Source organism: Prauserella salsuginis, from assembly GCF_024648885.1.
GTDB classification, from domain to species: Bacteria; Actinomycetota; Actinomycetes; order Mycobacteriales; family Pseudonocardiaceae; genus Prauserella; species Prauserella salsuginis.
In genome coordinates this window covers 166,856-188,359 of sequence record NZ_JANBBF010000011.1, presented here as the reverse complement: position 1 = coordinate 188,359, position 21,504 = coordinate 166,856, and the positions used below count along the sequence as shown (strand labels likewise).

At 69.2% G+C, this 21,504-nt stretch carries 16 protein-coding genes and 1 pseudogene; 11 read left to right on the top strand and 6 right to left on the bottom strand.

Features of this window, described 5'->3' with window-relative positions; all coding sequences use genetic code 11:
• Positions 1–61: 61 nt before the first annotated feature.
• Together lanKC and LY40_RS15825 are read right to left on the bottom strand one after the other, a co-directional pair.
• On the bottom strand, positions 62–2,650 hold the full coding sequence (gene lanKC / locus LY40_RS15830) for a class III lanthionine synthetase LanKC (protein ID WP_258937316.1): 2,589 nt from the start codon (positions 2,648–2,650) through the stop codon (positions 62–64).
• A gap of 20 nt (positions 2,651–2,670) precedes the next feature.
• Complete coding sequence (locus tag LY40_RS15825) at positions 2,671–3,324, bottom strand: GNAT family N-acetyltransferase (RefSeq protein WP_183778787.1); 654 nt, start codon at positions 3,322–3,324, stop codon at positions 2,671–2,673.
• A 789-nt stretch (positions 3,325–4,113) separates the two neighbouring features.
• On the opposite strand from LY40_RS15825, the gene LY40_RS15820 reads away from it, so the two are divergent.
• The 7 genes and pseudogenes from LY40_RS15820 to LY40_RS15790 all read left to right on the top strand — a co-directional run bounded on the left by LY40_RS15820 (position 4,114) and on the right by LY40_RS15790 (position 12,997).
• Complete coding sequence (locus LY40_RS15820) at positions 4,114–5,049, top strand: ribonucleotide-diphosphate reductase subunit beta (protein ID WP_183778789.1); 936 nt, start codon at positions 4,114–4,116, stop codon at positions 5,047–5,049.
• A gap of 85 nt (positions 5,050–5,134) precedes the next feature.
• Positions 5,135–7,807 carry an aldehyde dehydrogenase family protein gene (locus LY40_RS15815; RefSeq protein ID WP_258937315.1) on the top strand — a complete coding sequence of 891 codons (2,673 nt, stop codon included), beginning with the start codon at positions 5,135–5,137 and terminating at the stop codon, positions 7,805–7,807.
• A 406-nt stretch (positions 7,808–8,213) separates the two neighbouring features.
• On the top strand, positions 8,214–9,236 hold the full coding sequence (locus LY40_RS15810) for an iron-siderophore ABC transporter substrate-binding protein (protein ID WP_183778793.1): 1,023 nt from the start codon (positions 8,214–8,216) through the stop codon (positions 9,234–9,236).
• Between the two features lie 96 nt (positions 9,237–9,332).
• Positions 9,333–10,235, top strand: coding sequence for a FecCD family ABC transporter permease (locus LY40_RS15805; RefSeq protein ID WP_372497694.1), 903 nt, complete (start codon positions 9,333–9,335; stop codon positions 10,233–10,235).
• Positions 10,232–11,338: a FecCD family ABC transporter permease gene (locus LY40_RS15800; protein ID WP_258937313.1), complete on the top strand. Its 1,107-nt coding sequence runs from the start codon at positions 10,232–10,234 to the stop codon at positions 11,336–11,338. Before LY40_RS15805 ends, LY40_RS15800 begins: the two co-directional genes overlap by 4 nt.
• Before the next feature lie 12 nt (positions 11,339–11,350).
• A pseudogene (locus tag LY40_RS15795) lies at positions 11,351–12,226 on the top strand (ABC transporter ATP-binding protein); the annotation flags it as partial.
• Positions 12,206–12,997: an MSMEG_1061 family FMN-dependent PPOX-type flavoprotein gene (locus LY40_RS15790; RefSeq protein WP_258937481.1), complete on the top strand. Its 792-nt coding sequence runs from the start codon at positions 12,206–12,208 to the stop codon at positions 12,995–12,997. The pseudogene LY40_RS15795 and the gene LY40_RS15790, both read left to right, overlap by 21 nt.
• A 195-nt stretch (positions 12,998–13,192) precedes the next feature.
• Here LY40_RS15790 and LY40_RS15785 read toward each other — a convergent pair whose 3' ends face one another.
• Both LY40_RS15785 and LY40_RS15780 read right to left on the bottom strand, forming a co-directional pair.
• A complete protein-coding gene (locus tag LY40_RS15785; RefSeq protein WP_183778798.1) occupies positions 13,193–13,912 on the bottom strand; it encodes an ABC transporter permease in 720 nt (239 codons plus the stop codon).
• Positions 13,913–13,983: 71 nt separating this feature from the next.
• Positions 13,984–14,883 carry an ABC transporter ATP-binding protein gene (locus LY40_RS15780; protein ID WP_183778800.1) on the bottom strand — a complete coding sequence of 300 codons (900 nt, stop codon included), beginning with the start codon at positions 14,881–14,883 and terminating at the stop codon, positions 13,984–13,986.
• A gap of 164 nt (positions 14,884–15,047) precedes the next feature.
• On the opposite strand from LY40_RS15780, the gene LY40_RS15775 reads away from it, so the two are divergent.
• On the top strand, positions 15,048–16,193 hold the full coding sequence (locus LY40_RS15775; RefSeq protein WP_308216677.1) for a sensor histidine kinase: 1,146 nt from the start codon (positions 15,048–15,050) through the stop codon (positions 16,191–16,193).
• Entirely contained in the window at positions 16,190–16,792 is a 603-nt protein-coding gene (locus LY40_RS15770) for a response regulator transcription factor (RefSeq protein ID WP_183778804.1), read from the top strand. Before LY40_RS15775 ends, LY40_RS15770 begins: the two co-directional genes overlap by 4 nt.
• 93 nt (positions 16,793–16,885) lie before the next feature.
• Here the strand turns inward: LY40_RS15770 and LY40_RS15765 are convergent, their stop codons facing one another.
• Positions 16,886–17,539: a TetR/AcrR family transcriptional regulator gene (locus LY40_RS15765; RefSeq protein WP_183778806.1), complete on the bottom strand. Its 654-nt coding sequence runs from the start codon at positions 17,537–17,539 to the stop codon at positions 16,886–16,888.
• Positions 17,540–17,740: 201 nt separating this feature from the next.
• On the opposite strand from LY40_RS15765, the gene LY40_RS15760 reads away from it, so the two are divergent.
• Positions 17,741–19,168, top strand: a complete 1,428-nt coding sequence (locus LY40_RS15760) for an MFS transporter (RefSeq protein WP_183778808.1) — start codon at positions 17,741–17,743, stop codon at positions 19,166–19,168.
• Between the two features lie 91 nt (positions 19,169–19,259).
• On the opposite strand, the gene LY40_RS15755 is transcribed toward LY40_RS15760, so the two are convergent.
• Complete coding sequence (locus tag LY40_RS15755) at positions 19,260–20,531, bottom strand: MFS transporter (protein WP_258937312.1); 1,272 nt, start codon at positions 20,529–20,531, stop codon at positions 19,260–19,262.
• A gap of 112 nt (positions 20,532–20,643) precedes the next feature.
• Here LY40_RS15755 and LY40_RS15750 point away from each other — a divergent pair, with 112 nt between their 5' ends.
• Positions 20,644–21,324, top strand: a complete 681-nt coding sequence (locus tag LY40_RS15750) for a TetR family transcriptional regulator (RefSeq protein WP_183778813.1) — start codon at positions 20,644–20,646, stop codon at positions 21,322–21,324.
• Positions 21,325–21,504 lie beyond the last annotated feature (180 nt).

The following is a 21,504-nucleotide window of genomic DNA, read 5'->3' as shown; positions in this document are numbered from 1 at the left end:
TAATCACCTTTCTGATATTTCCCAGCCGCGCGAATCATCGAACCCACTGGTGGCCCGATGCTCATACGGACAGGAAGGGAAGAAGCGGAACACTCTCATCCACCACGGAAGCCGCGGCAACCAAGACGCCCGCATTACCAGTTGCGAAATCCATGGACAAGCGGGAACATCCGTCACCGGGAAAAGAAACATGTCCACGATAGGCAAGCGCGTGCCAACTCAAACGTTCGAGGTGGCTTTCCGTCTGCCTGGAATCAATTGTACCCGGACGACCGCGGTCGAGTCGAGCATTTACGCCCATAAGTCCGGCGCGTCCGTGAAAGAGATTTGCGTCCATGACGAAGTCGCTGTGACAGCTCGAGACGAGCGGTGCCACCGCAGCTTCGAGTTCGTCGTCGTCGACGTGCCGGAGAATCTCGTCCACTACGACGGCGATTCCCGCCGAACCGACGTCCAGATACGGCAGGCGCCGGAATCCGCCGTCGACCTGCCAGCTGCCGGCCTCGTCGGCGACGCACAGCCGCAGATCCCGATGCACCGCCGCGATCGCCGTGTCCAGCCAGCCCTTGTCACCGGTCGCCTCGAACAGCCGCAGAAAGAACAGCGCGGGTCCGGACCAGCCTCGGATCAGACCGCCGTGGGTTCCCGAATCCGCCGCACGGCCGAGCCGGCCCGGTGGCCTGTCGACGCCGTGTGCCCGCCCGTCGGCCACCGCCTCCTCCAGCCGCAGCGCGATGCGGAGGGCGTCGGACAGCCGGTCGCCGCTGCGGCCGCTTCCGGTCGAGCCATACTTCCCGTGCAGGTGAAGCAAGTGCAGCCCCACCCCGGCCAGGCCGCTCATGTAGCTCACATCACGCATCTGGTCGACTGCCTCGGCCGAACGGTCGATCAGCGCGGCCGCCGCGTCCCGGTGACCGAACTCGTCGAGCACGTACGCGATCCCGTGCGCCCCGTCCAGGAACCCCGGCGCCGCCACGGGTTCGTCGGCACGTTCGAGCAGCCAGCGCCGATGTTCCTCGTCGACGTCGTAGCCCGTCACCTGCAGCGACCACAGGACGCCGGCCGCACCGTGGGCGAAGCCGGCACCGCCCGTGACGAACTGCTCGGTGTCGCCGGGAAAGAGCCGGTCGGTCCGGTCCGGTTCCGCGCTGACCGTGATCGCGGCGGCGACGGAGTCGCGCCAACGACGGTCGGCGGGCTCCGGCGTGCCCCGCGGCAACGCGGACACCGGCGAGGCCGGCGACGCCGGGGCGCGTTTCGCCGCGGCGGTGATCGATGTCGCGAAATCGGCCGGCAGGTCGAACAGCTCCGCGGCGACCTCGACCAGCGCGTCCAGCTTGTCGGGCGCGATCGCGAGCACGCTCGTCAGCGGCAGGTAGAACCACAGCCGGAGGATCGCGAGCGCGTTGCGGTCGATGTCCTCGTCGAGGGCCGTGGCCGACGTGAAGCCTGCGTGCCCCATGTGCTGCGTCCGGCCCGCGCCCGCCTCGAACGCCGCCTCGAAGTCGACGAGCCCCACCTCGTCGTTCTCGTCGACGATGATGTTGGCGGGATGGAGATCGGCGAACACAACGCCGCGTTCGTGGATCCGTTCGATCAGGCGTTTCACGTTGGCGTGAATGCGCTCGGCCCGCTGCACGTAGGCGGCACGTTCGGCCTCCCCGCCTGCCGCGCCGATCAACGGATAGTGCCGCGCGAGCCATTGCTGCAGCGTCATGCCGGGCACCCGGTCCATCGCCACGAACTGGTGCTCCCACACGGTGGTCACCTCGTGGACCGCGGGAATGCCGTCGATACCGGCGAGCCGCCGCAACGCCCAGATCTCGTGGTCCATCCGGCCGACGGCATCGGTGTCGGCGTCGCTCAGGCCCGCGTGCGGGCGCGCCTCCTTGAGCACGATCTCCGTGTCGTCGGTGTTACGCCTGGCCACATACACCCCGCCGCCGTTGGAGAAGTGCAGCGCCTCGACGACGCGGTAATCCAGGGTGGCGCCGGTCGCGTTGCGCCGTTCCAGACTCGGCCGGAGCACGTCGGGCACCGACACCCAGTCCGGAACCGTGAACACCGGCTTCCGCTCGTCGGGTACGAGTGTTCCGTCCGGCCGCTCGATCGCCAGTACCCGCTCGCCCTCGTCGGTCACGCAGAAGCGTTTCGCGAAACCGCCGTAGCGGACGTAGAGCGGCCCACTGCAGAACCGCAGGTCGCTGAGGATGTACGGGCCGGTGTTCCCTGCGAGTTCGGCGTCCAGGTCTTCGAGACACGTCGTCAGTTGGTGATCGTCGACCGGGTAGAGAGTGACGACCTTGCCGCTCGCCGCTCTGGGCGCGTACTTGAGGCCGAAGGCCCTGACCAGGTTGCTGCCGCCGAGGAATTTGAACGTGATGCCGTTGCGGAAGCAGTAGTCGGCGGCCACCCGGACCGCCTCCTCGGCGTTGGCCGGCGTCGCGCTGATGTGGATCTTCCATCCCTGCGGCGGCAGCCGGACGGACTCCGGTCGCAGCGACACCCAGCCGTCGGAACCACCCCGCTTCCACCCCTCCGGAGGGGCCTGCATGGCCAGCGGAAAAGCCGCGCCGTCCGGCCGCCATCGGGCCGGATCCTCGAAGAACACGGGATCTGCGAGCGTGTAGAGCTGCGCGAGCGGATTCATCGGACGTCCTCCTGCCGGAATCAGTACGGCCGCACGCGGGCGATGCGGTCGCCGAAGCTGGTCAGCGAGGTCGGCGGGTCCGAGGCGAGGTACTTCGCGAGCGCCTCCTGCGCCTGTCGCTTGTCCTTCTCCGGCACGAGGTCCTCGACCGGGAACTGATCGGCGTGTGCTGCGGCGCCCTCGTAGAACTCGTCGCGCAGGATCGACCACACGGTGCGGTCGTGGTACATGCCGTCCATGAAGTAGTAGTCGCGCAGCACACCTTCGAGGACGAAGCCACCTTTGGTGAGGATCGCCAGGGTGTGCTTGTTGTAGGAGGCCGTGCTGAACTCCACCCGGTGCGCGTTGAGTTCGTGAAAAAGGAAATCGACGAGTTGCCCCAGTGCATCCGCACCCGCCCCGCCGTTCCATTTCTCGGGGTCACCGATGGCACCCCCGATCACATAGGACCCCGCCGTACCCGACGTCCGGTAGTTCACGACGCCGACCGGAGCCCCGTCGTCGGTCACGACCATCAGATACCGCACCTTGCCGCTCTCGTTGAGCTCGCGCACCGCCTCCGCGGTCACCACCTCGTGGGTGTCGCCCGTCAGCGCGCTGGTCGGCGAGAGCGGCCGCAACCACGACTCGACCAGCTGATAGTCGTTCTCACCGGGAAACCGGAGAACGCACATTTTTCTTACCATCGGAAAACCCCCATGCCGGTCACCTCGCGTCGTTTCGTACACCATTTCCGGTGCTGTGTCGTCTCTACAAGGACTGACCACCTGATTGCACGACCTGATGACACGACGAGGAATGCGCCGGAAAAACACCGGTCACACTTCACGGTCGTGCCTTATGAGGTTCTTCTCCGGCTTCGCCGAAGATTGCTACGACAAATTGTCTCGTTGTCTGAGGTGTTCGCCCTGCCGCGCACCTCGAAGCTCCCCAGCTGTGCGCGTTCGGTCCACATCGGGCAATGGTCCCGGTTCGAATTCGAGCGATGGCCGCACGCAGCCCCCTCGCGAGGCAGCCTGTGCTGCCCGCAAATCAGTGCGATGCCGGCGAGGTTGCCGCGACCGCACGCGGGTGTCAACCGAATCGCAGGACACCACCGACTTTCGGATGGCTGCGCTCGGATCGGTCGCACGCTCAGCTCACAGCGCCTTAACGGGCGCCGCGAGCTGACGGGTGCCCCGGCGCCTCGACATCCACTCGCCGACACAGTCGGTAGCACCGAGGATTCCCTACTGCAAACTTCTCGACGAACGTTCACACGGCCGAGTTAAGGCGGTACTACCTTCAATCACGTTCGGTTCACATCGGCCTTTCGTCGCGCTCCCCGCGATGGAAGGCGACACGGCATCGTCTCCAGTTCTTCTTCGAGCGCGTCCGGCCACGACCCGTTCGTCCGTCCGGCGGCCCGTTCTCACGCGTCGTCGACGTCCGACACCGCTCGCCTTCCACACTGGAGGACTGACTTGAACCGCTGGAGCACTCTGCTCGTGGACGAAGCACGGCTCGGCGACCTGGCCGCGCTGCCGTCCTCGGACGTCCTGCGGCACGCCGATCTGGTGGCCGGCCGCAAGCCAAAACCCGTTGAGCTGTACCAAAGGTGGGAACGCCAGCAGTGGTCGGCCGAGGACATCTCCCTCGGTATGGACCACGAGATGCTCGCCGACCCGCGCGTACCCCAAGGGGTGCGCACGATGATCGAGAACGCCATCGCCACGTTCATCATCGGCGAGTACACGGGCCTCGACATGCTCGGCCCGATCCTCACCGGTTCGCCCGACGAGGAGTACTCCCTCTTCCTCGGGACACAGATCGCCGACGAGACGCGCCACACCCGGGCGGTTTTCCGCCTCGGTGAGGAAGTCATGGGCATGAGCGAGAACCCGCGGGCCATGCTCACCGAAGCCTGGAACCTCAGCACGCCCGCACACGCCGAGCTCAGCATGCTCGAATCGGACATCGTACGGGGACTGCACGAACGTCCGATGAACTACGGCCAGTGGCTGCAGGCCGTGACGCTGTTCCACCTCATCACCGAGGGAGTACTGGCACTCGTGGGACAGCGCGTGCTCGTCCACGCGCTGCGCGACATCGACCTGTTCAACGGGATCAAGACCGCCTTCACGGCGATGTGCCGCGACGAGTCCCGGCACGTCGGATTCGGCCTGCACGCCCTGCGCACGGGCGTCAACGAGGGCTATGGCGACCAGATCAACGAGGTGCTGGAGAAGGCCGTGCCGCTGGCGCTCCGGCTGGACAACGAGTTCGAGGGCATCGCCGTCGACTTCCGCGAGATGAGCGTCAACATCCTGCGCAAGCACCTGTCGCTGATCGGGACCGACCCGAAGTTCATCGACCACCTGCTGCGGGAGTACTCCGCCGATGCCGCCCCGGCTCGCTGACCCGGCCGCCCGTCCGGCATCGGGCGGGCGCACCGACGCAAGCCGCATGCCCGAGTGCAGCGGCCGCCTCCACCCAGGAGCAACCATGGACTCCACCAAACCGAGAATCATCACCCCCACCGGCGTGCTGACCGTGGCCGACATCGAACGGCGAGGCGCAGCGATGACGCGGCGCCTGCGCGAACAGGGATTCCGCGCAGGCGACCGGGTCGGGCTCTCCGGCGCCAACTCCCCCGACCTCGTCATCGCGCTGCTCACCCTGATGCACCTCGACGCCAGCATCATGCTGCTCGACGACCAGTTGACCGACCAGGCCCGCAACAGTGCGCTCACGAAAGCTTCGGCGACGTGGCTTCTCTGCGACGACGCGGCGTCGGCCCGGCCGGTCGAGCCGGTCCGAACGTTCGGCCTGCGCGAACTGACAGCCGAGGACGACGCGGCCCCCGAATCCGCGCTGCACATCGACCTCGCCTCGTGGAGTGCCCGGCAGGACGCGCTGATCGTCTGGTCGTCGGGCACGACGGGCAGTCCGACCGGCGTGGTCAGGTCGGGCGGCAGCGTGCTGGCGAACATCCACCGTTCGCAGCGGCGGATGGGCTACACCGCTGACGACGTGCTGCTGCCGCTCCTGCCGTTCTCGCACCAGTACGGGCTCTCGCTGGTTCTCCTCTGGTGGTTCGCCGACGCCTGCCTGATCGTCGTTCCACCCACCCGGCTCGACCGGGCGCTCGAAGCCGTCGAAGGGCTGAACGTGACGGTCGTGGACGGAGCACCGTCGACCTACCACAGCATCCTGCGCATGCTCGAACGCAAACCCGTGGCACCGGGGGCGCTGGCCTCGGTGCGCATGTGGTGTGTCGGCGGTGCGCCGTTGGGGATCACGCTCGCCACCGAGTTCCGCGACGTCATCGGCGCCCCGCTGCTGGACGGCTACGGATCCAGCGAGGCGGGCAACATCGCGCTGGCCGGTGTGGACGATCCGACGCTGCTCGGCAAACCGTTGGACGGCATCGAGATCGACATCCTCGGCGAGGACGGCACGTCGTTGCCGCCCGGCGAGGTCGGCGAGCTGCTGGTGCGGACCCCCGATTTCATGACCGCGCTGCTGGCCGACGACGGCACGTTGCGCCACGTGGACAGGTCGGCCTACCGCACCGGTGACGTCGGCTATCTCGACGAGCGCGGCAACGTCGCCGTGCTGGGCCGAAAAGGTGCGGTGCACCGGCACGGGCACACGCTGTATCCCGAGGCGCTGGCACGCAAGGCCGAAGCCTGCGGAGCGCCGGTCGAGGTCGTCCCCTTCGAGGACACCCGGCGCGGTTGCCAGCTCGTGTTCGCCGTCGCCGACGACTCGCGCCGCGACCCGCGGATGTGGCGGCGACTCTTCAACGACCGGCTCGCCGTCCACGAACGCCCCAACAAAGTCGTCGTCGTTCCCGCCTTCCCTCGCAACAGAAACGGAAAGGTAGACATGAACCAGCTCCGTACGACCGTGGAGAAAGCCTCGGACAACACCGCCGCGTCGAACTCCCCGGTCGCGCTCGCCCGTGAGGACGGCACCGACACCGGGGTGCCGCTGGCCGACCGTGCACCGGCGCTGCGCGCGGTCGAGAACTACCTCAGGACTCACCGCGAGGAGATTCTCGCGATCCTGACCGAGGTGTCCAACCACAAGACCGCCGAAGGCGAACTGGACACCGCGATCGAGACGCTGAGCGGCGCCTTCGAGGAGGTGTCGACATATCGGCCGCCGCGGATCGGCTCCACCGCGGTGTTCATGCCGTCGAACATCCCGCTCTACTCGTACGTGCTGTACCTGCTGGTGCCCGCGCTCTACAGCGAGCGAGTGGTGTTCCGCCCGTCCAGTCACATCAACAAGCAGCTGATCCGGCTGCACGAGCTGCTCGAACCCCACCACGGGCTCCCGCTCCAGCTGTCGGCCAGCACGCAGCGGGACTTCGTGGAGGGCCCCGTCACCGAGGCCGATCTGGTGATCTTCACGGGTACCTACGCCAACGCCGAGAAGATCCGTTCGAAGCTCGGCGACGAGCAGCTGTTCGTCTACTTCGGCCAGGGCATCAACCCGTTCATCGTCGGTGAGAACGCCGACGTCGACAGGGCGGTCACCGACGCCGTCGAGATCCGCCTGCTGAACTCGGGGCAGGACTGCTTCGGGCCGGACGTGCTGTTCGTGCACGAGTCCGTCTCCGAGCGGTTCCTCGAGCTGCTCACCAAGCGGCTCGACGACCTCGTCTTCGGCACCAACGCCGATCCGCACGCCGACTACGGCCCGATGCACTACGAGCAGGCTTTCGGATTCGCGCTCGACCACCTGCACCGCCACGCGGGCGACATCGTCCACGGCGGGCACGCCGAGCTCGCCACCCGTGAGCTGCAGCCGACCGTGCTGCTGCGCGACATCGGCGGCAAACCGAACTGCGAGGAACTGTTCGCGCCGATCTTCAACGTGTTGCGCTACTCCACACAGGACGAACTGCACGGGTTCCTGGCGTCGCCGTTCTTCGAGGAACGGGCCATGGGGGCGATGGTCTACGGCGATCTGCCGGAGACCGTTGAGCTCCTGCAGAAGCGGCACGAGGTCTGCGTCAACACCACCCTGCTGCACACCGACAACGGCAACGCGCCGTTCGGCGGGAGGGGGATGGTCGCCAACTACGTCGCCCACCGGGGCAAGCGGAGCGCGGAGCCGTTGCTCGCGTCGAAGGCGGTCGCCGACTACCTGGCTCCGGCCGAGTGATCGCGGGCGGTGCCGGCTCACCCCCGAAGCGAGCCGGCACCGCCCCGGTCGGGCTGCCCCAGGGGCACCTGCGGGGCATTGATCGAGCACTGCCGCGCGGAGCGCGTCCGTCTGGGTGGCGGTGGGAGACGGGCGGGAGCCACGAATCCTCCCCTCTTATCGAGGTACTGCACCGGGAGACGCCCCGCACGACCACTCCTGAGGTCGAGTTCGCGACCAGCAGTGGGAAGAGACGTGAAGGGAACAATTGGGGGCGCCGCTGAACGCCCCGAAGGTGCCCTTGGGGCGCAGCGGCGCCACGGGACGCAGTCCGCGTGACCCGGCCCACGTCACCAGGAGTTCCGAGAGCACACGCTCGTAGTTAGGGTAGGCACAGTTTACCTGCCTCCCTCGAAAGGGCGTACCCATGAGTCGTGCCGCTCGGCCCCTGCGAACCCTGTTCGCCGTGTTCCTCGCGGGTGTGCTCGTGGCCCTGACCGGCTGCACCACGACCGGTGCCGACGGCCGTGCCGACGGCGGCGAGGGGCAGCTCAACCCGGAGGCCGACGACTCGCAGTTCCCCGTCACGATCCCCACGAAGTTCGGTGACGTGACCATCGACGAGCCGCCGCAGCGCGTCGTGGCGCTCGGGTGGACCGATGCCGAGGTCGCGATGGCGCTCGGCGTGCAACCGGTCGGCACGGCGGACTGGCTCGAGGTCGGCGACGACGGTCTCGGCCCGTGGTCGCAGCAGGAGTACGACCGGCCACCGGCGAAGCTGGGCACGCTCGAAGTGAACATGGAGCAGGTCGCAGGACTGAACCCCGACCTCATCCTCGACACGCGTTCCAGCGGTGAACGCGCACGGCACGACCGGCTCACCGAGATCGGCGTGCCCGTCGTCAGCCTGCCCGAAGGAGCCGACGACTACCTCACGACGTGGCAGCAGCAGCTCGACATGATCGGCAAGGCGCTCGGCAGGCAGGACGAGGCCGAGCAGCTGCGGAAGGACCTGAACGCCAAGTTCGACCGCGTCGCCGGCGAGCACCCCGAGTTCAAGGGCACGGAGATGGTGCTGGCCTCGCGGCTGCCCGACGAGTGGGGCGCCTACCTCGACGGCGACGGCCGGGTCGAGTTCATGCAACGGCTCGGCTTCGTCAACTCGCCGCGTATCGAACGCCAGCCCGGCGGCCGCGGGTTCAGCGTCCCCATCTCCGACGAACGCCTCGATCTGCTCGACGCCGACCTGACCGCGGTGTTCCTCATCGGCGCCGACCCCGAGGACGTCACCGGCGACCCGCTGTACCGGGCGATTCCGTCGGTCGAGAAGGGCAACGACCTCGTACTGAGCGACCAGGACATCTCGCTGGCCTTCTCCAGCAACTCGGTGGTCGGCCTGTCCTGGGCCCTCGACGAGGTCGTGCCGCTGCTCGCGGACACGCTCGGCTGACCGCTGCCGGCGACTGTGCGGAAACCACTCGGTATCGGCGCCTGCCTGGCGGTGGCGGCTGTCCTCAGCCTGGCGGTCGGGACGAAGGACATCCCGGTGACCACCGTGTTCGACGCGCTCACGGCGTTCGATCCCGGCCAGGTCGACCACCTGATCGTCACCGAACGCCGCGTGCCCCGGACACTGGCGGGTCTGCTCGTCGGCGCGGCACTCGGACTGGCCGGCACGCTCATCCAGGGCGTCACCCGCAATCCGCTGGCCGACCCCGGCATCTTCGGCGTCAACGCGGGCGCCGCACTGTTCGTGGTCGTGGGCATCGCGGTGTTCGGCGTGACCAGCCTGACCGGATACGTGTGGTTCGGATTCGCGGGTGCCGCAACCGCCTCGGCGGTGGTCTACGTCATCGGCTCGCTCGGCCGGGGCGGCGCGTCCCCGTTGAAACTGGCCCTCACGGGTGCGGCCCTGACCGCGGCGCTGAGCTCGCTGCAGAGTGCCGTCCTGCTGACCGATCCCGCGACACACGACCGGTTCCGGTTCTGGCAGGTGGGCACGCTCGCGGGCCGCGATCCGGAGATCGTCGAGCAGGCGCTGCCCTTCCTCGCGGCCGGGATCGTCGGTGCGCTGCTGCTCGGCAAGGTCCTCAACGGACTGTCGCTCGGGGACGACGTCGCGCGGTCGTTCGGGCAGAACACGACGACCGACCGCGTGTGCTGCGGTCTCGCGGTCGTCGTGCTCGCCGGTGCCGCGACCGCCCTCGCCGGCCCGATCACGTTCCTCGGGCTCGCGGTGCCGCATCTCGCGCGCATGGTGGCCGGTCCCGACTACCGGCGGATCCTGCCGCTGTCGATGCTGATCGGACCGGTCCTGCTGGTGCTGGCCGACGTGCTCGGCCGGGTCGTCGCACGGCCCGGCGAGGTGCAGGCGGGGGTCGTGACGGCACTGCTCGGCGCACCCGTGCTCGTGGTGCTGGTGCGACGGCGGAAGTTGGCCCGGCTGTGACCCCCTCGACCCCCGCGACCGCCGCGACCGCACCGGCCCCGCCGGCCAACAGGGCGACGTCCGGCGACGTGGCCCGCGTCTCGCGTGCCCGCCGCAGGGAACGCTCGCGGGCGATCGTCGTGACGGCAGGCCTCGCGGCCGCCGTCACCGCGGTGCTGCTGGCCGCACTCGCCGTCGGCGACTTCCGCATCGGCATCCCGGACCTGCTGGCCAGGCTCGTCGGCCAGCAGGTCGGTGAGCTCCAGCCGCGGATCGACTACGTGCTGTTCGACCTGCGCCTGCCGCGTGCGGTGACCGGCCTTCTCGTGGGTGTCGCGTTCGGACTGGCGGGCTCGCTGTTCCAGCGACTGCTCCGCAATCCGCTGGCCAGTCCCGACGTACTCGGCATCTCGGCCGGCGCCAGCGCCGCGGCCGTACTGGCCATCGTCGCGTTCGGCGCGAGCGGGTTCGCCGTGTCCGCAGGTGCGTTCACCGGCGCCGTCGCCGCGTCGGCGCTGATCTACGCGCTCGCCTGGCAACGCGGCATCAGCGGTTACCGGCTCGTGCTGATCGGCATCGGCGTCAACGCGGCGCTGCTGTCGGCGGTGTCGTTCCTCATGACACGCGCCGACATGACCGACGCGCAGCAGGCGCTGCTGTGGCGCACCGGCAGCCTGTACGACAGTTCGTGGGACGAGGTCGCAGCGCTGCTGGGCTGCCTGGTGGTGCTCGTGCCCACGGCCCTGCTGCTCGCGCGGGCGCTGCCGCGACTGCAACTCGGCGACGACTCGGCGCGCGGACTCGGCCTGCCCGTCGAACGCACCCGACTGGCGCTGCTGCTGGTAGCGACGGGACTGATCGGGGTCGGCACCGCAGCGGCGGGACCGGTCGCGTTCGTGGCGTTCCTGTCGGGGCCGATCGCGTCACGCCTGCTCGGCGGAGCTCGCCCCGGCACCGTGCCCGCTGCCCTTGTGGGTGCACTCGTGACCTTGAGCTCGGACTTCGTGGCCCAACACCTGTTCGGCGATCAGCAGTTCCCCGTCGGCGTCGTGACCGGCGCGGTCGGCGCGCCGTACCTGTTGTGGCTGCTCGCGAAAAGCAATCGCGCCGGACGCGGCGAGTGACGGAGGAGAAGCATGGCAGGCGAATCCGCAGCAGCACACACCGTCGCCGCGGCACCGGCACCGGCGCCCGCGCCCGCGCCCGCGCCCGCGCCCGGAGAATCCCGGCGGCCGGCCGTGCACACCGAGCGGATCAGCCTCGGCTACGGCGACCGCAGAGTCGTCGACGAGCTATCGCTGGACATCCCGCCGGGAAGGATCACGGTCATCGTGGGCCCCAACGCCTGCGGCAAGTCGACCCTGTTACGCGGCATGGCACGACTGCTGCGGCCGACCGCCGGCGCCGCCTGTCTCGACGGCAAGAGCATCCACTCGCTGTCGAGCCGTGAGGTCGCCCAGCAGCTGGGGATCCTGCCGCAGTCGCCGTCCGCGCCGGAGGGCATCACCGTCACCGACCTCGTCGGCCGCGGCCGCTCGCCGCACCAGGGCTGGTTCGGCCGGTGGACCGATGCCGACGAACAGGCCGTCGCCGACGCGATGCGCGCGACGGGCACACTCGACCTCGCCGACCGTTCGGTCGACGAACTCTCCGGCGGGCAGCGCCAGCGCGTGTGGATCGCCATGGCTCTCGCGCAGCGCACCGGTGTGCTGCTGCTCGACGAGCCGACGACCTTCCTCGACCTCACTCACCAGGTCGAGGTGCTCGACCTGCTCGCGGACCTGAACCGCACCGAGGCCACGACGATCGTGGCCGTGCTGCACGATCTGAACCTCGCGTGCCGATACGCCGACCACCTCGTCGTGCTGTCCGAGGGCAGGCTGGTCGCCGAAGGCGCGCCGCGGGAGGTGGTCACCGAGGAGCTCGTGCGGGACGTCTTCGCACTGCCGAGCCGGGTGATCGACGATCCGGTGTCGGCCACCCCGCTCATCGTGCCGATCGGCAGACACCACGGATCCGCGAACCGCGCAGGCACTGCAGCCGGCACCGCCGCGGCCGACTCGGTAGCCGCGGCCCCTGCCGATACCCCCGCAGATGCCGCTGCCGATACCCCCGCCGAAGCCGCCCTCGATGTCGCGGCGGCGATTCCTCCCACCGGAGCCGGGTCCGCGGCGGTGTCGGGTGTGGCTTCCGGTGCGGTCGTGAGGTCGGAGACCGAGCTGCGCGAAGTGGTCGACGAGCCGGTGCCGCTGATCGCCGACAAGGCGGCGCCGGCCATCGACGACGAGTCCCGGAGGTTCCTCGAAGCCGCCCCGCTGCTGATGCTGGCATCGGCGGCCGACGACGGCAGCGTTGACGTGTCCCCGCGCGGCGACGAGGACGGCAGTGTGATCGTGCTGGACGAGCGCACCGTCGCGTTCGCCGATCGGCAGGGGAACCGCCGTGTCGACAGCATGCTCAACATCCTCCGGAATCCGCGCGTGGCGATGCTGTTCCTCGTCCCGGGCATCGACCACGCCCTGCGCATCAACGGCACGGCCACGATCGTCCGTGACGGCGAGCTGCTCGACCGGCTCGCGCTGAAGGGATCGCCGCCGGAACTGGCGGTGGTCGTCACGGTCTCCGAACTTTTCGTCCACTGTGGACGAGCTTTCGGCCGGTCGAAGGTCTGGGACCCCGAGGCCTGGCCGGACCAGGGTTCCCTGCCGACAGCGGGAACCCTGCTCAAGGCCCACACCGCCCTCCGGGACGCGCTGCGCGATGCGGAGCGCTACGGCTCCTGAACCCACGAGCCCGGGTTGCTCCCCTGGGGCCCGGGTTGCTCCCCTGGCGTCCGGGTTGGTCCCCTGGGGCCCGACCACCGCCCCTGATCGACGCGCTGCCGCGCGACCGCACCCACGAGCCCGTGTTGCACGTCCGGGTGTTGGGGATGCGACGTCGGCGGCGGTGCGTACGCAGCGGGACCACACGGATCGCCGTCAGCGGCGCGGTTCCCAGCGGAACAGCTTCGCCGCCAGGTTGGCCGCAACGAACACCCAGGCGAAGGTCGGGGCGAGCAGGATCAGCGACTGCGACAGCTCCACCCCGCCGTTCCAGGCGTTCAGTACCAGTTCGGTGGCCGCGCCGCCGGGCACCAACCGTTTCACCAACTCCAGGTCCTCGGTGCCGGTGAGACCGATCCAACTCGCCACGACGATGACGCCGATCGCCACGGGCAACGTCGTGACCTGCGCGTGTTCGGGCGAGTTCGTCAGCCCCGCCGTCGCCAGGGCGAATCCCACCAGCATGGCGAGTGTCGCGACGACCCCCACGGCGAGCAGGACGACGTCCGCCGGTCCGCCCGCGACGACGCCGAAGACGATGAGGATCCCGGTCACCTGGACGGCCGCGAGCGCGGTCACCGGCAGCAACAGGCCGCCGAGGATTCCGCTGTCCCCGATCGCCGTCGACCGGAGCCGCTTGAGGAACAGGTTCTGCCTGCGGGAGGCGAGCGTCGTCACCGCACTGGTGTAGAGGCCGAACGCTCCTACGGTGAACACCACGATCGCGGCGATGTAGCCGAGACTGCCCATGTCGGCGAAGATCTCGTGGCGGTAGACGAAGAACGCGCTGATGGCGATCGGCATGATGAAGCTGGTCAGCAGTACGAGCCGGTTGCGGAAGAGCTGGACGAGTTCGCCGTAGGCGATGGCGAGCATGGATGTACTCCCTCGATGAGAAGGTCGCGAAGCCGGACGAGCAGGTGGCGGAGCCGGGTGAGAAAGTCGGCTCAGTTGATGGCGCGGAAGACGTCGTCGAGACGGGTGGGGCCCGCTTCGAGTCCGATGAGATCGACGCCGTGGTCCTCGGCCCAGCCGAGCAGCGTGTACAGATCCTTCTGGACGCGGTGGGTCTCGACACGGAACGTCCCGTCGCCCTGTCGCTCCACGTGCAGCGGCAACGCCGGGACCCCGGCGAGTGGGCGGGACGGCAGACCGAAGCTGATCACACCCGGCAACGCGCCCGTCAGCTCGGCGACCGTGCCTTCCCTGTGGAACACCCCCTGGTGCATCAGGCCGATCCGGTCGGCCCGCTGCTGCGCTTCCTCGAGGTAATGCGTGGTGAGCACGACCGTGGTGCCGCCCTCGCGCAGCCGGTCGACGGCGTCCCAGAGCTCGTCGCGGGACTGGATGTCCAGACCGGTGGTCGGCTCGTCGAGCACGATCAGCTCGGGCGTGCCGTACACGGCGGTGGCGAAGTCGAGCCTGCGCTTCTCACCACCGGAGAGCTGAGAGACCTTGGTGCGTGCCTTCGAGGTGAGCCCGACCAGGTCCACGACGCGGTCGACGTCGTCGGCGCGCCGGGTCAGCGCGCCGATGATCCGGACCGACTCCGCGACCGTGAGATCCGGGGAGAACCCGCTCTCCTGCAGCATGATGCCCATGCGCGGACGCACGGAACCCCTGTCGCGCGGGCTGTCGCCGAACACGCGCACGGTGCCCGAGGCCGGTGGCCGGTGCCCCTCGATGACCTCCAACGTCGAGGTCTTGCCCGCACCGTTGGTGCCGAGCAGCGCGTAGAACTCGCCGCGCCGCACCTGGAAGGTGAGGTCCTTGACCGCGTGGAACTCGCCGTAGACGAGGTTGAGCCTCTCGACGTCGATGACCGGTGTGTCGTCTGTGCTGTTCATGACGTCGATTCCACGCCGTGGGGCGCCGCTAGGGCAGTGTCGCGGCGTCACGACCTCGGCATGACATTTCCCAGTACGCACCCATGACGTGGTGTCACTGGCGGCCGCACGCCCGGCACGGAATGCTGGGAACGGATCTGCCCGCTCCCGGCCGACGAGGACCCGTGACGACCACCGACGACCAGTCCGACGCACAGACCCGGCTGCGCAAGATCAACCTCACCGTGTTGATGCCACCGGTCCTGGGTATCGGCATCCTGCTCATCATCGTCGACACCGACACATGGCTCGACCGGACCGTACTCGCCGTGGGTGTCGCGACGGCGGGGTACGCGTTCGTGCACTGGGCCCACGGGGGCATCCTCCGGGTCGCCGTGCCGTGCCTCGCGCTGACGGCGGGCGTGTGGCTCTACGGTGCGCTGGCCTCGGACATGCGCACAGCGTTCTTCCCACTCCTCGTCGTGGGGCCGTTCGTCGTGTCGCGGCTGCCGCGCCGGCGTATCGCCGCGACGGTGGCTCTCACCGTCGGCGGTGCGGCGATCGGGGCCCTGCGCCTGCTCGTGACCACCGGCGGCGCGGCGGGAACCCTCCTGGCCGACGTCGCCATCCCCGGTGGCCTGCTGCTGCTGGCTTCCCTGGCCGAGTTTCCCAACAAGCGCTTCTACGACGTCGTGACGGACCTCGAACGGGCGCGGTACCGGGAGGCGGAACTCGCCGTCGCCGGAGAACGCATGCGCTTCGCCAGCGACCTGCACGACATCCAGGGCCACACCCTGCACGTCGTCAAGCTCAAGGCGGCGCTCGCACGCAGGCTCGTGGCCACCGACCCGAAGCGCGCGGAGGACGAACTGCAGGAGATCCACGATCTGGTGGGTGAGACGATCACCCGCACCAAGGAACTCGCCTACGCCCAACGCCGCCTGAACCTGACGGCGGAACTGGAGAACGCGAAGAACCTGTTCGAGGCGGCGGGAATCGGCATCGACATCGACCGCCGCGATGATCCCGCTCCGGGCCAGAGCGAACTGCTCGGCCAGGTACTGCGCGAGACCACGACGAACATCCTCCGACACGCACAGGCCGAACGGGTCCGCATCACGTTGTCGGCATCGGGCATCACCATCGTCAACGACGGCGCGCAGGACACCCGACCCGTCCTGAGTGGACTCGCGACGCTCACCGACCGCATCTCCGACGCGGGCGGGGCACTGACTGTGCAGCAGCAGGGCGGCCGGTTCGTCACCGCGGCGGAGTTCGGTGCCGCCGCACCCGTGACGGGAACCGAGATCGGCGAGGAGGAACCGGCGTGACCACCGTGGTACTGGCCGACGACGAGGCGCTGCTACGGAAGGCCATGGCCGCGCTGCTGCCGATGGAGGGCGACGTCACCGTGCTCACCGAGGCCGAGGACGGCGAGTCCGCCGTGCGGGAGACACTGCGGCACCGGCCGGACGTACTCGTCATCGACCTGGAGATGCCCGGACTCGACGGCCTGGGCGCGGTCACCCGGATCCGCGACGCGCTGCCGGAACAGGTGATCCTCATGCTCACCCGGCACGCGAGGCCCGGCGTGCTGCGGAAGGCACTCAAGCTCGGTGTACAGGGGTTCGTCAGCAAATCGGCCGAACCGGCGCACATCGCGTCGGTGATCGCGACGCTCCACGGCGGAAAGCGCTGGATCGACCCGGACGTCTCCGCGCTCGCCGTCGTCGACGACTGCCCACTCACCGACAGGGAGGCCGACGTGCTGCGCGCGACGAGCGAGGGCTACTCGGTGGCCGACATCGCGGCGCAGCTGCACCTCGCCGAAGGCACCGTCCGCAACTATCTGTCCACGACGATGCAGAAGACCCAGACGCGCACCCGGCACGACGCGGCGAGGTACGCCCGCCATCGCGATTGGCTGTGACCGCCGCGCGCGGCGTCGATACGCGGAGACCCCGGCGACCACCGGTCGGCCGCCAGCACAGCGGTGTCGGTGCGCGGTGTCAGCGCAGCGGCTTCAGTGCAGCGGTGTCACCGGAGCGGTCCACATCCCGGTCAGCGCGTCGATCAGCCCGTGGGCGGCCTCGTCCCACGACTCGGCCGACGGTTCCGTGCCGTCGGCGAGCGCACGCTCACGGTCCGCGACGGTGTGCACCATGAGGGTGCGCGCCATCTCCGCGCGCTGCTGCCGCACGCTCCGCGGCAGTTCGGGCAGACAGGCGTCCAAGCCGGCCCGGACCTCGTTCAGCACCGGTGAGTTCAGCGCCTCCTCGGTGATCATCGCGGCGAACGCGGGCTCGGTGGCTGCCTGTGCCGCGAACCGGGCGAACCAGGTCGGCGACCCCGATGCCGCGAGGTGCCGGGTCATGGGCAGGACCAGGCAGGACACCCAGTCGCGGACTTCCCGGGACCCGCGGACCTGCTCCAGCATCTCCTCACGCAGGTGCTCGACCCGTTCGTACCGGTGGCGCACGATTGCGCGAACCAGGTCGGCCTTGCCGCCGAAGTGGTAGCCGACGGCCGTGTTGTTGCCCTGCCCGGCCGCTTCGCTGACCTGCCGGTTCGACACGGCGGTCACGCCGCGTTCGGCGAACAACCGCTCGGCCGCCTCGATGATCAGCTGCCGCGTCGCGGCGGCCCGCGACGTGCGTTCCACTCCGTTACCGGTCATCACGACTCAACACCTCCCGCCGGGTTCGCCGCAGCTTACGCGTCACACGTCCGGGCCTTCCGGCGCGACAACATCCGAATGTTAAATTAAGTCACGCGACTGATTTTGTGTACCGTAAGCACCGGAACGGCACACGCCGACCGCGGCGATCCGGTGGCCGCAGCCGCCACGCACGGCACAGCACCGACCGAGGAGTTCCCCATGTCCACGACCGTGACGGCACCACCACCAGCCGGCGAGACGCGCCGCGCACCCGCGCGGCCGCACACGGTCGTGATGGTGCTGGCATTCAGCGGCATCATCGTCTCGCTCATGCAGACGGTGGTCGTGCCGCTGGTACCGACGCTTCCGGCACTACTGGGCGCCTCGGCGGCCGACACGGCGTGGGCCGTCACCGCAACACTGCTCGCGGGCGCGGTCGCGACCCCGACCGTCGGCCGACTCGGCGACATGTACGGCAAACGCCGCATGCTGCTGCTGAGCATCGGCCTCCAGGTGACGGGGTCCGTGTGCTGCGCCCTCGCCGGAAACCTGCCGATGATGGTGATCGGCAGGGCACTCCAGGGCTTCGCGGCCGGTGTGATCCCGCTGGGGATCAGCATCATGCGCGACGTCCTCCCCCGCGATCGTCTCGGCTCCGGAACGGCGCTGATGAGCGGCTCACTCGGCGTCGGCGGTGCGCTGGGACTGCCGGCCTCCGCCCTGCTCATCGAACAGGCCGACTGGCACGTGATGTTCTGGGTCACCGCCGGACTCGGCCTGGCGTCCGGAGTACTGATCGCGACCGTGGTACCGGGGTCGCCGGTACGGACCGGCGGCCGTTTCGACCTGCCCGGCGCGATCGGACTGTCCGTCGCGCTCCTGTGCCTGCTGCTGGCGATCTCGAAGGGGGCCGACTGGGGCTGGACCAGCGGACCGACGCTCGGACTGGCCTGCGCGGCAGTCGTCGTCCTGGTGATCTGGGGCAGATGGGAACTGCGTTCCCCGGCTCCACTGGTCGATCTGCGGACGAACGCGCGCCGCCAGGTGCTGCTCACCAACCTCGCCTCGGCGGTGTTCGGATTCGCCATGTTCGCGATGTCTCTCGTCGTCCCGCAGCTGCTGCAGGCACCGGCGGCCACCGGGCACGGCCTCGGGCAGACGATTCTCGTCACCGGGCTGGTCATGGCACCGAACGGCCTGATCATGATGGCGATGTCGCCGGTGTCCGCCCGGATCTCCGCGGCCGCGGGACCGAAGGTCACCCTGATGACCGGCGCGGTCGTCGTCGCATGCGGCTACGGCCTCGGGACCGTACTGATGGGCCAGATCTGGCAGCTCATGCTCTTCACGAGCATCATCGGTGCCGGCATCGGCCTGGCCTACGGGGCCATGCCGGCTCTGATCATGGCGGCCGTTCCGGTGTCGCAGACGGCGTCCGCGAACAGCCTCAACACGCTGATGCGTTCGGTCGGCACGTCCTCCTCGAGCGCGATCACCGGGGCGGTGCTGGCCGGGCTGACGATCAGTGTCGGTGGCGTGTCAGTGCCCTCCGAAGCCGGATTCCGGATCGTGCTGGCCGTCGGCGCACTGGCGGCGCTCACCGCACTTGCCGTCGCGGCGTTCCTCCCGAAACACCGCGGCGACTGACGCACGCCCCCGTCGTCGCACGACCCGGCCACGGATGATCCGCTCTGGACCTTCCGAGCCGGGCCGCGGCAACGGCGAGACCACGGATGTGTCACCCGGGTCGGCCCGCTCGCTCCGGACGAGATCCCGGCTCGGACTCGGACTCCGCATCGGACCCGGGTTCGCCATCGACCTCGGATTCCGGATCGGACTCGTTGCGCGGGGTTCGGATGGGCGTCGCCGCGAGGACGACGAAGGCGGCTCCGCACAACACCGCCGCCACGGCGAACCCGGTGGCCACGCTCGTGGCCTCGATGAGCGGGCCGAACACCAGCGGCGAGGCGAACTGGCCCACGAACATCGCGGTGCCCGACAGCGATGTGGCCGTGCCACGGTCGTGCACACTCGGCGTGTCACCGATGAGCACCGTCAGGACCGGCAACAGGAGCCCGTTGCCGAGACCGAACACCGCACCGGCAACCAGCACGAGCGGGTACACGCCGGTCACGGCGAGCAGCACGAACCCCACCGTCCAGCACGCGAGCGAGAACCGCAGCAATGCGCCGAGCCCGGCACGGCCCCGGATGCGGGCGTACAGCAACCCGGAGACCGCGGCCACGAGCGACGAGGCGACCATGAACAGCGACACCAGAAGCGGGCTGTGCACACCGATTCCGGCAAGCCGCGTCGGCAGGAACACCGCCGTCGAATACATCGCCAGCCCCATCAGCAGCATCAACCCGTACCACCCGAGCAGGGACGGATACCGGCGCAGCAGCCGCACCGCGCCGCCGGCGCGCTCGGCGCCACCGTCCCGGTCGGCGTCCCGGTCGGCGTCGTCGGGCAGGAATCGAATGGCGGCGATCCCGAGCGGCACGCCGACGAAGTACACGGCGAACGCTCCGTGCCACGACACCCCACCCAATGCGCCGGCCAACAACGGCCACACCAGACCGCCGATCGTGGTCGCAGTGGAGCGCCAGCCCATCACACGGTCACGTTCACTCCCGCGGTAGAGCGACAACAGTGCGACGGTCGTACCGGTGAACACCACGGCGGCACCCAGTCCGAGTACGACCCGGCTGGCGAGCAGCGTCGGGTAGTCCGTCGTGATCAGGCCGGCGCTCCCGCCGATGCCGTAGACGATCAGTCCGGCGACGAGCGGGCGCCGCACCCCGTAGCGGTCGATGAGCCGGCCGACCAGCGGGCCCGCCGCGGCGATCACGACGCCGTGCGCCGTGATGACGAATCCCGCCAGCACGCCGTCGATGTCCAGGTCCGACCGGATCAGCTCCAGCACCGGCATGACCGCGGCACCGGCCATCACGGTCAGGGTCGAGGCGAGCAGCAGCACGATCAAAGCACTGCGCTGACGAACGGGCACAACCATCCCTCCCCAGATTTACCACTCAGATTCGCCACTCAGTGGCGTTTGCTTATGGGTGACAGACTACACGAGATGTCAGAGGTGCCCCAGTGGCGATATCGTGCGGACCGTGAGCGAGACGAACACCCACGACGACCGGCCGCTGCCGCTGCGGGAGCGCAAGAAGCGCCGCACCCGGCACGCCCTGAGCGAAGCGGCACTGCACCTGTTCCTCGAACGCGGCTTCGACGCTGTGACACTCGACGAGCTCGTCGACACGGTCGAGGTGTCGAAGCGCACCTTCTTCCGCTACTTCGAGTCGAAGGAAGCGGTGGCGACGGCCGCGGAGCACGAGCTGTGGGACACCTACCTCGACGAGCTCGCGAACGCGTCGCTGACGGGGCCGGTACTGGACGTGCTGCACGCGTGCCTGACGGCGGCCGTCCGGAGCATGGACACCGAGTGGGAGCGCCGATTCCTCGCCACCCGGGGACTGATCGCGCGCACACCACAGCTGCGCGACCACAGCGACCTGGCCTCGCTGCTAACCCAGGAACGTATCGCCGAGCAGCTCGGCGACCGCCTCGACGGCACCGCGACCTCGGACGTTCGGATCCGGCTACTGTCGGAGATCGCCATGGCGGCGTGGCGCACCGCCGCACGCCGCTGGGTCCGCGCGAACCGGGAAACGGCGTTCCGCCCCGCGGCCGAGCCGGAGCACGGGCAGGCCGCCACAACGCGCGCCGACCTGATCGACAGCATCGACGCGACCTACGCCGCCCTCGGCGACAGCCTGACCCTTCAGGCCTGAGAACCTGCACATGCCGACCCCCGAGAGCACAGTCGCGCGGTAGCGCGTCCTTGGGGGCGGTGGCCGGGCGACGGGTGGGAACGACACGAACCCCGGATGAGGCGCCGCTCACGGCCGGTTGACGACTGTATCGACGGACATCAAGATAGACGAATGTCGAAACAGCCGCCGGTGTCCGAC

What these genes read in the sequence shown, in the direction of transcription:
- LY40_RS15785 (WP_183778798.1), bottom strand. Translation starts at nt 13,912, where the DNA reads ATGCTCGCCATCGCCTACGGCGAACTCGTCCAGCTCTTCCGCAACCGG.
- lanKC (WP_258937316.1), bottom strand. Translation starts at nt 2,650, where the DNA reads ATGAATCCGCTCGCGCAGCTCTACACGCTCGCAGATCCCGTGTTCTTC.
- LY40_RS15815 (WP_258937315.1), top strand. Translation starts at nt 5,135, where the DNA reads ATGGACTCCACCAAACCGAGAATCATCACCCCCACCGGCGTGCTGACC.
- LY40_RS15810 (WP_183778793.1), top strand. Translation starts at nt 8,214, where the DNA reads ATGAGTCGTGCCGCTCGGCCCCTGCGAACCCTGTTCGCCGTGTTCCTC.
- LY40_RS15780 (WP_183778800.1), bottom strand. Translation starts at nt 14,883, where the DNA reads ATGAACAGCACAGACGACACACCGGTCATCGACGTCGAGAGGCTCAAC.
- LY40_RS15825 (WP_183778787.1), bottom strand. Translation starts at nt 3,324, where the DNA reads ATGTGCGTTCTCCGGTTTCCCGGTGAGAACGACTATCAGCTGGTCGAG.
- LY40_RS15765 (WP_183778806.1), bottom strand. Translation starts at nt 17,539, where the DNA reads ATGACCGGTAACGGAGTGGAACGCACGTCGCGGGCCGCCGCGACGCGG.
- LY40_RS15760 (WP_183778808.1), top strand. Translation starts at nt 17,741, where the DNA reads ATGTCCACGACCGTGACGGCACCACCACCAGCCGGCGAGACGCGCCGC.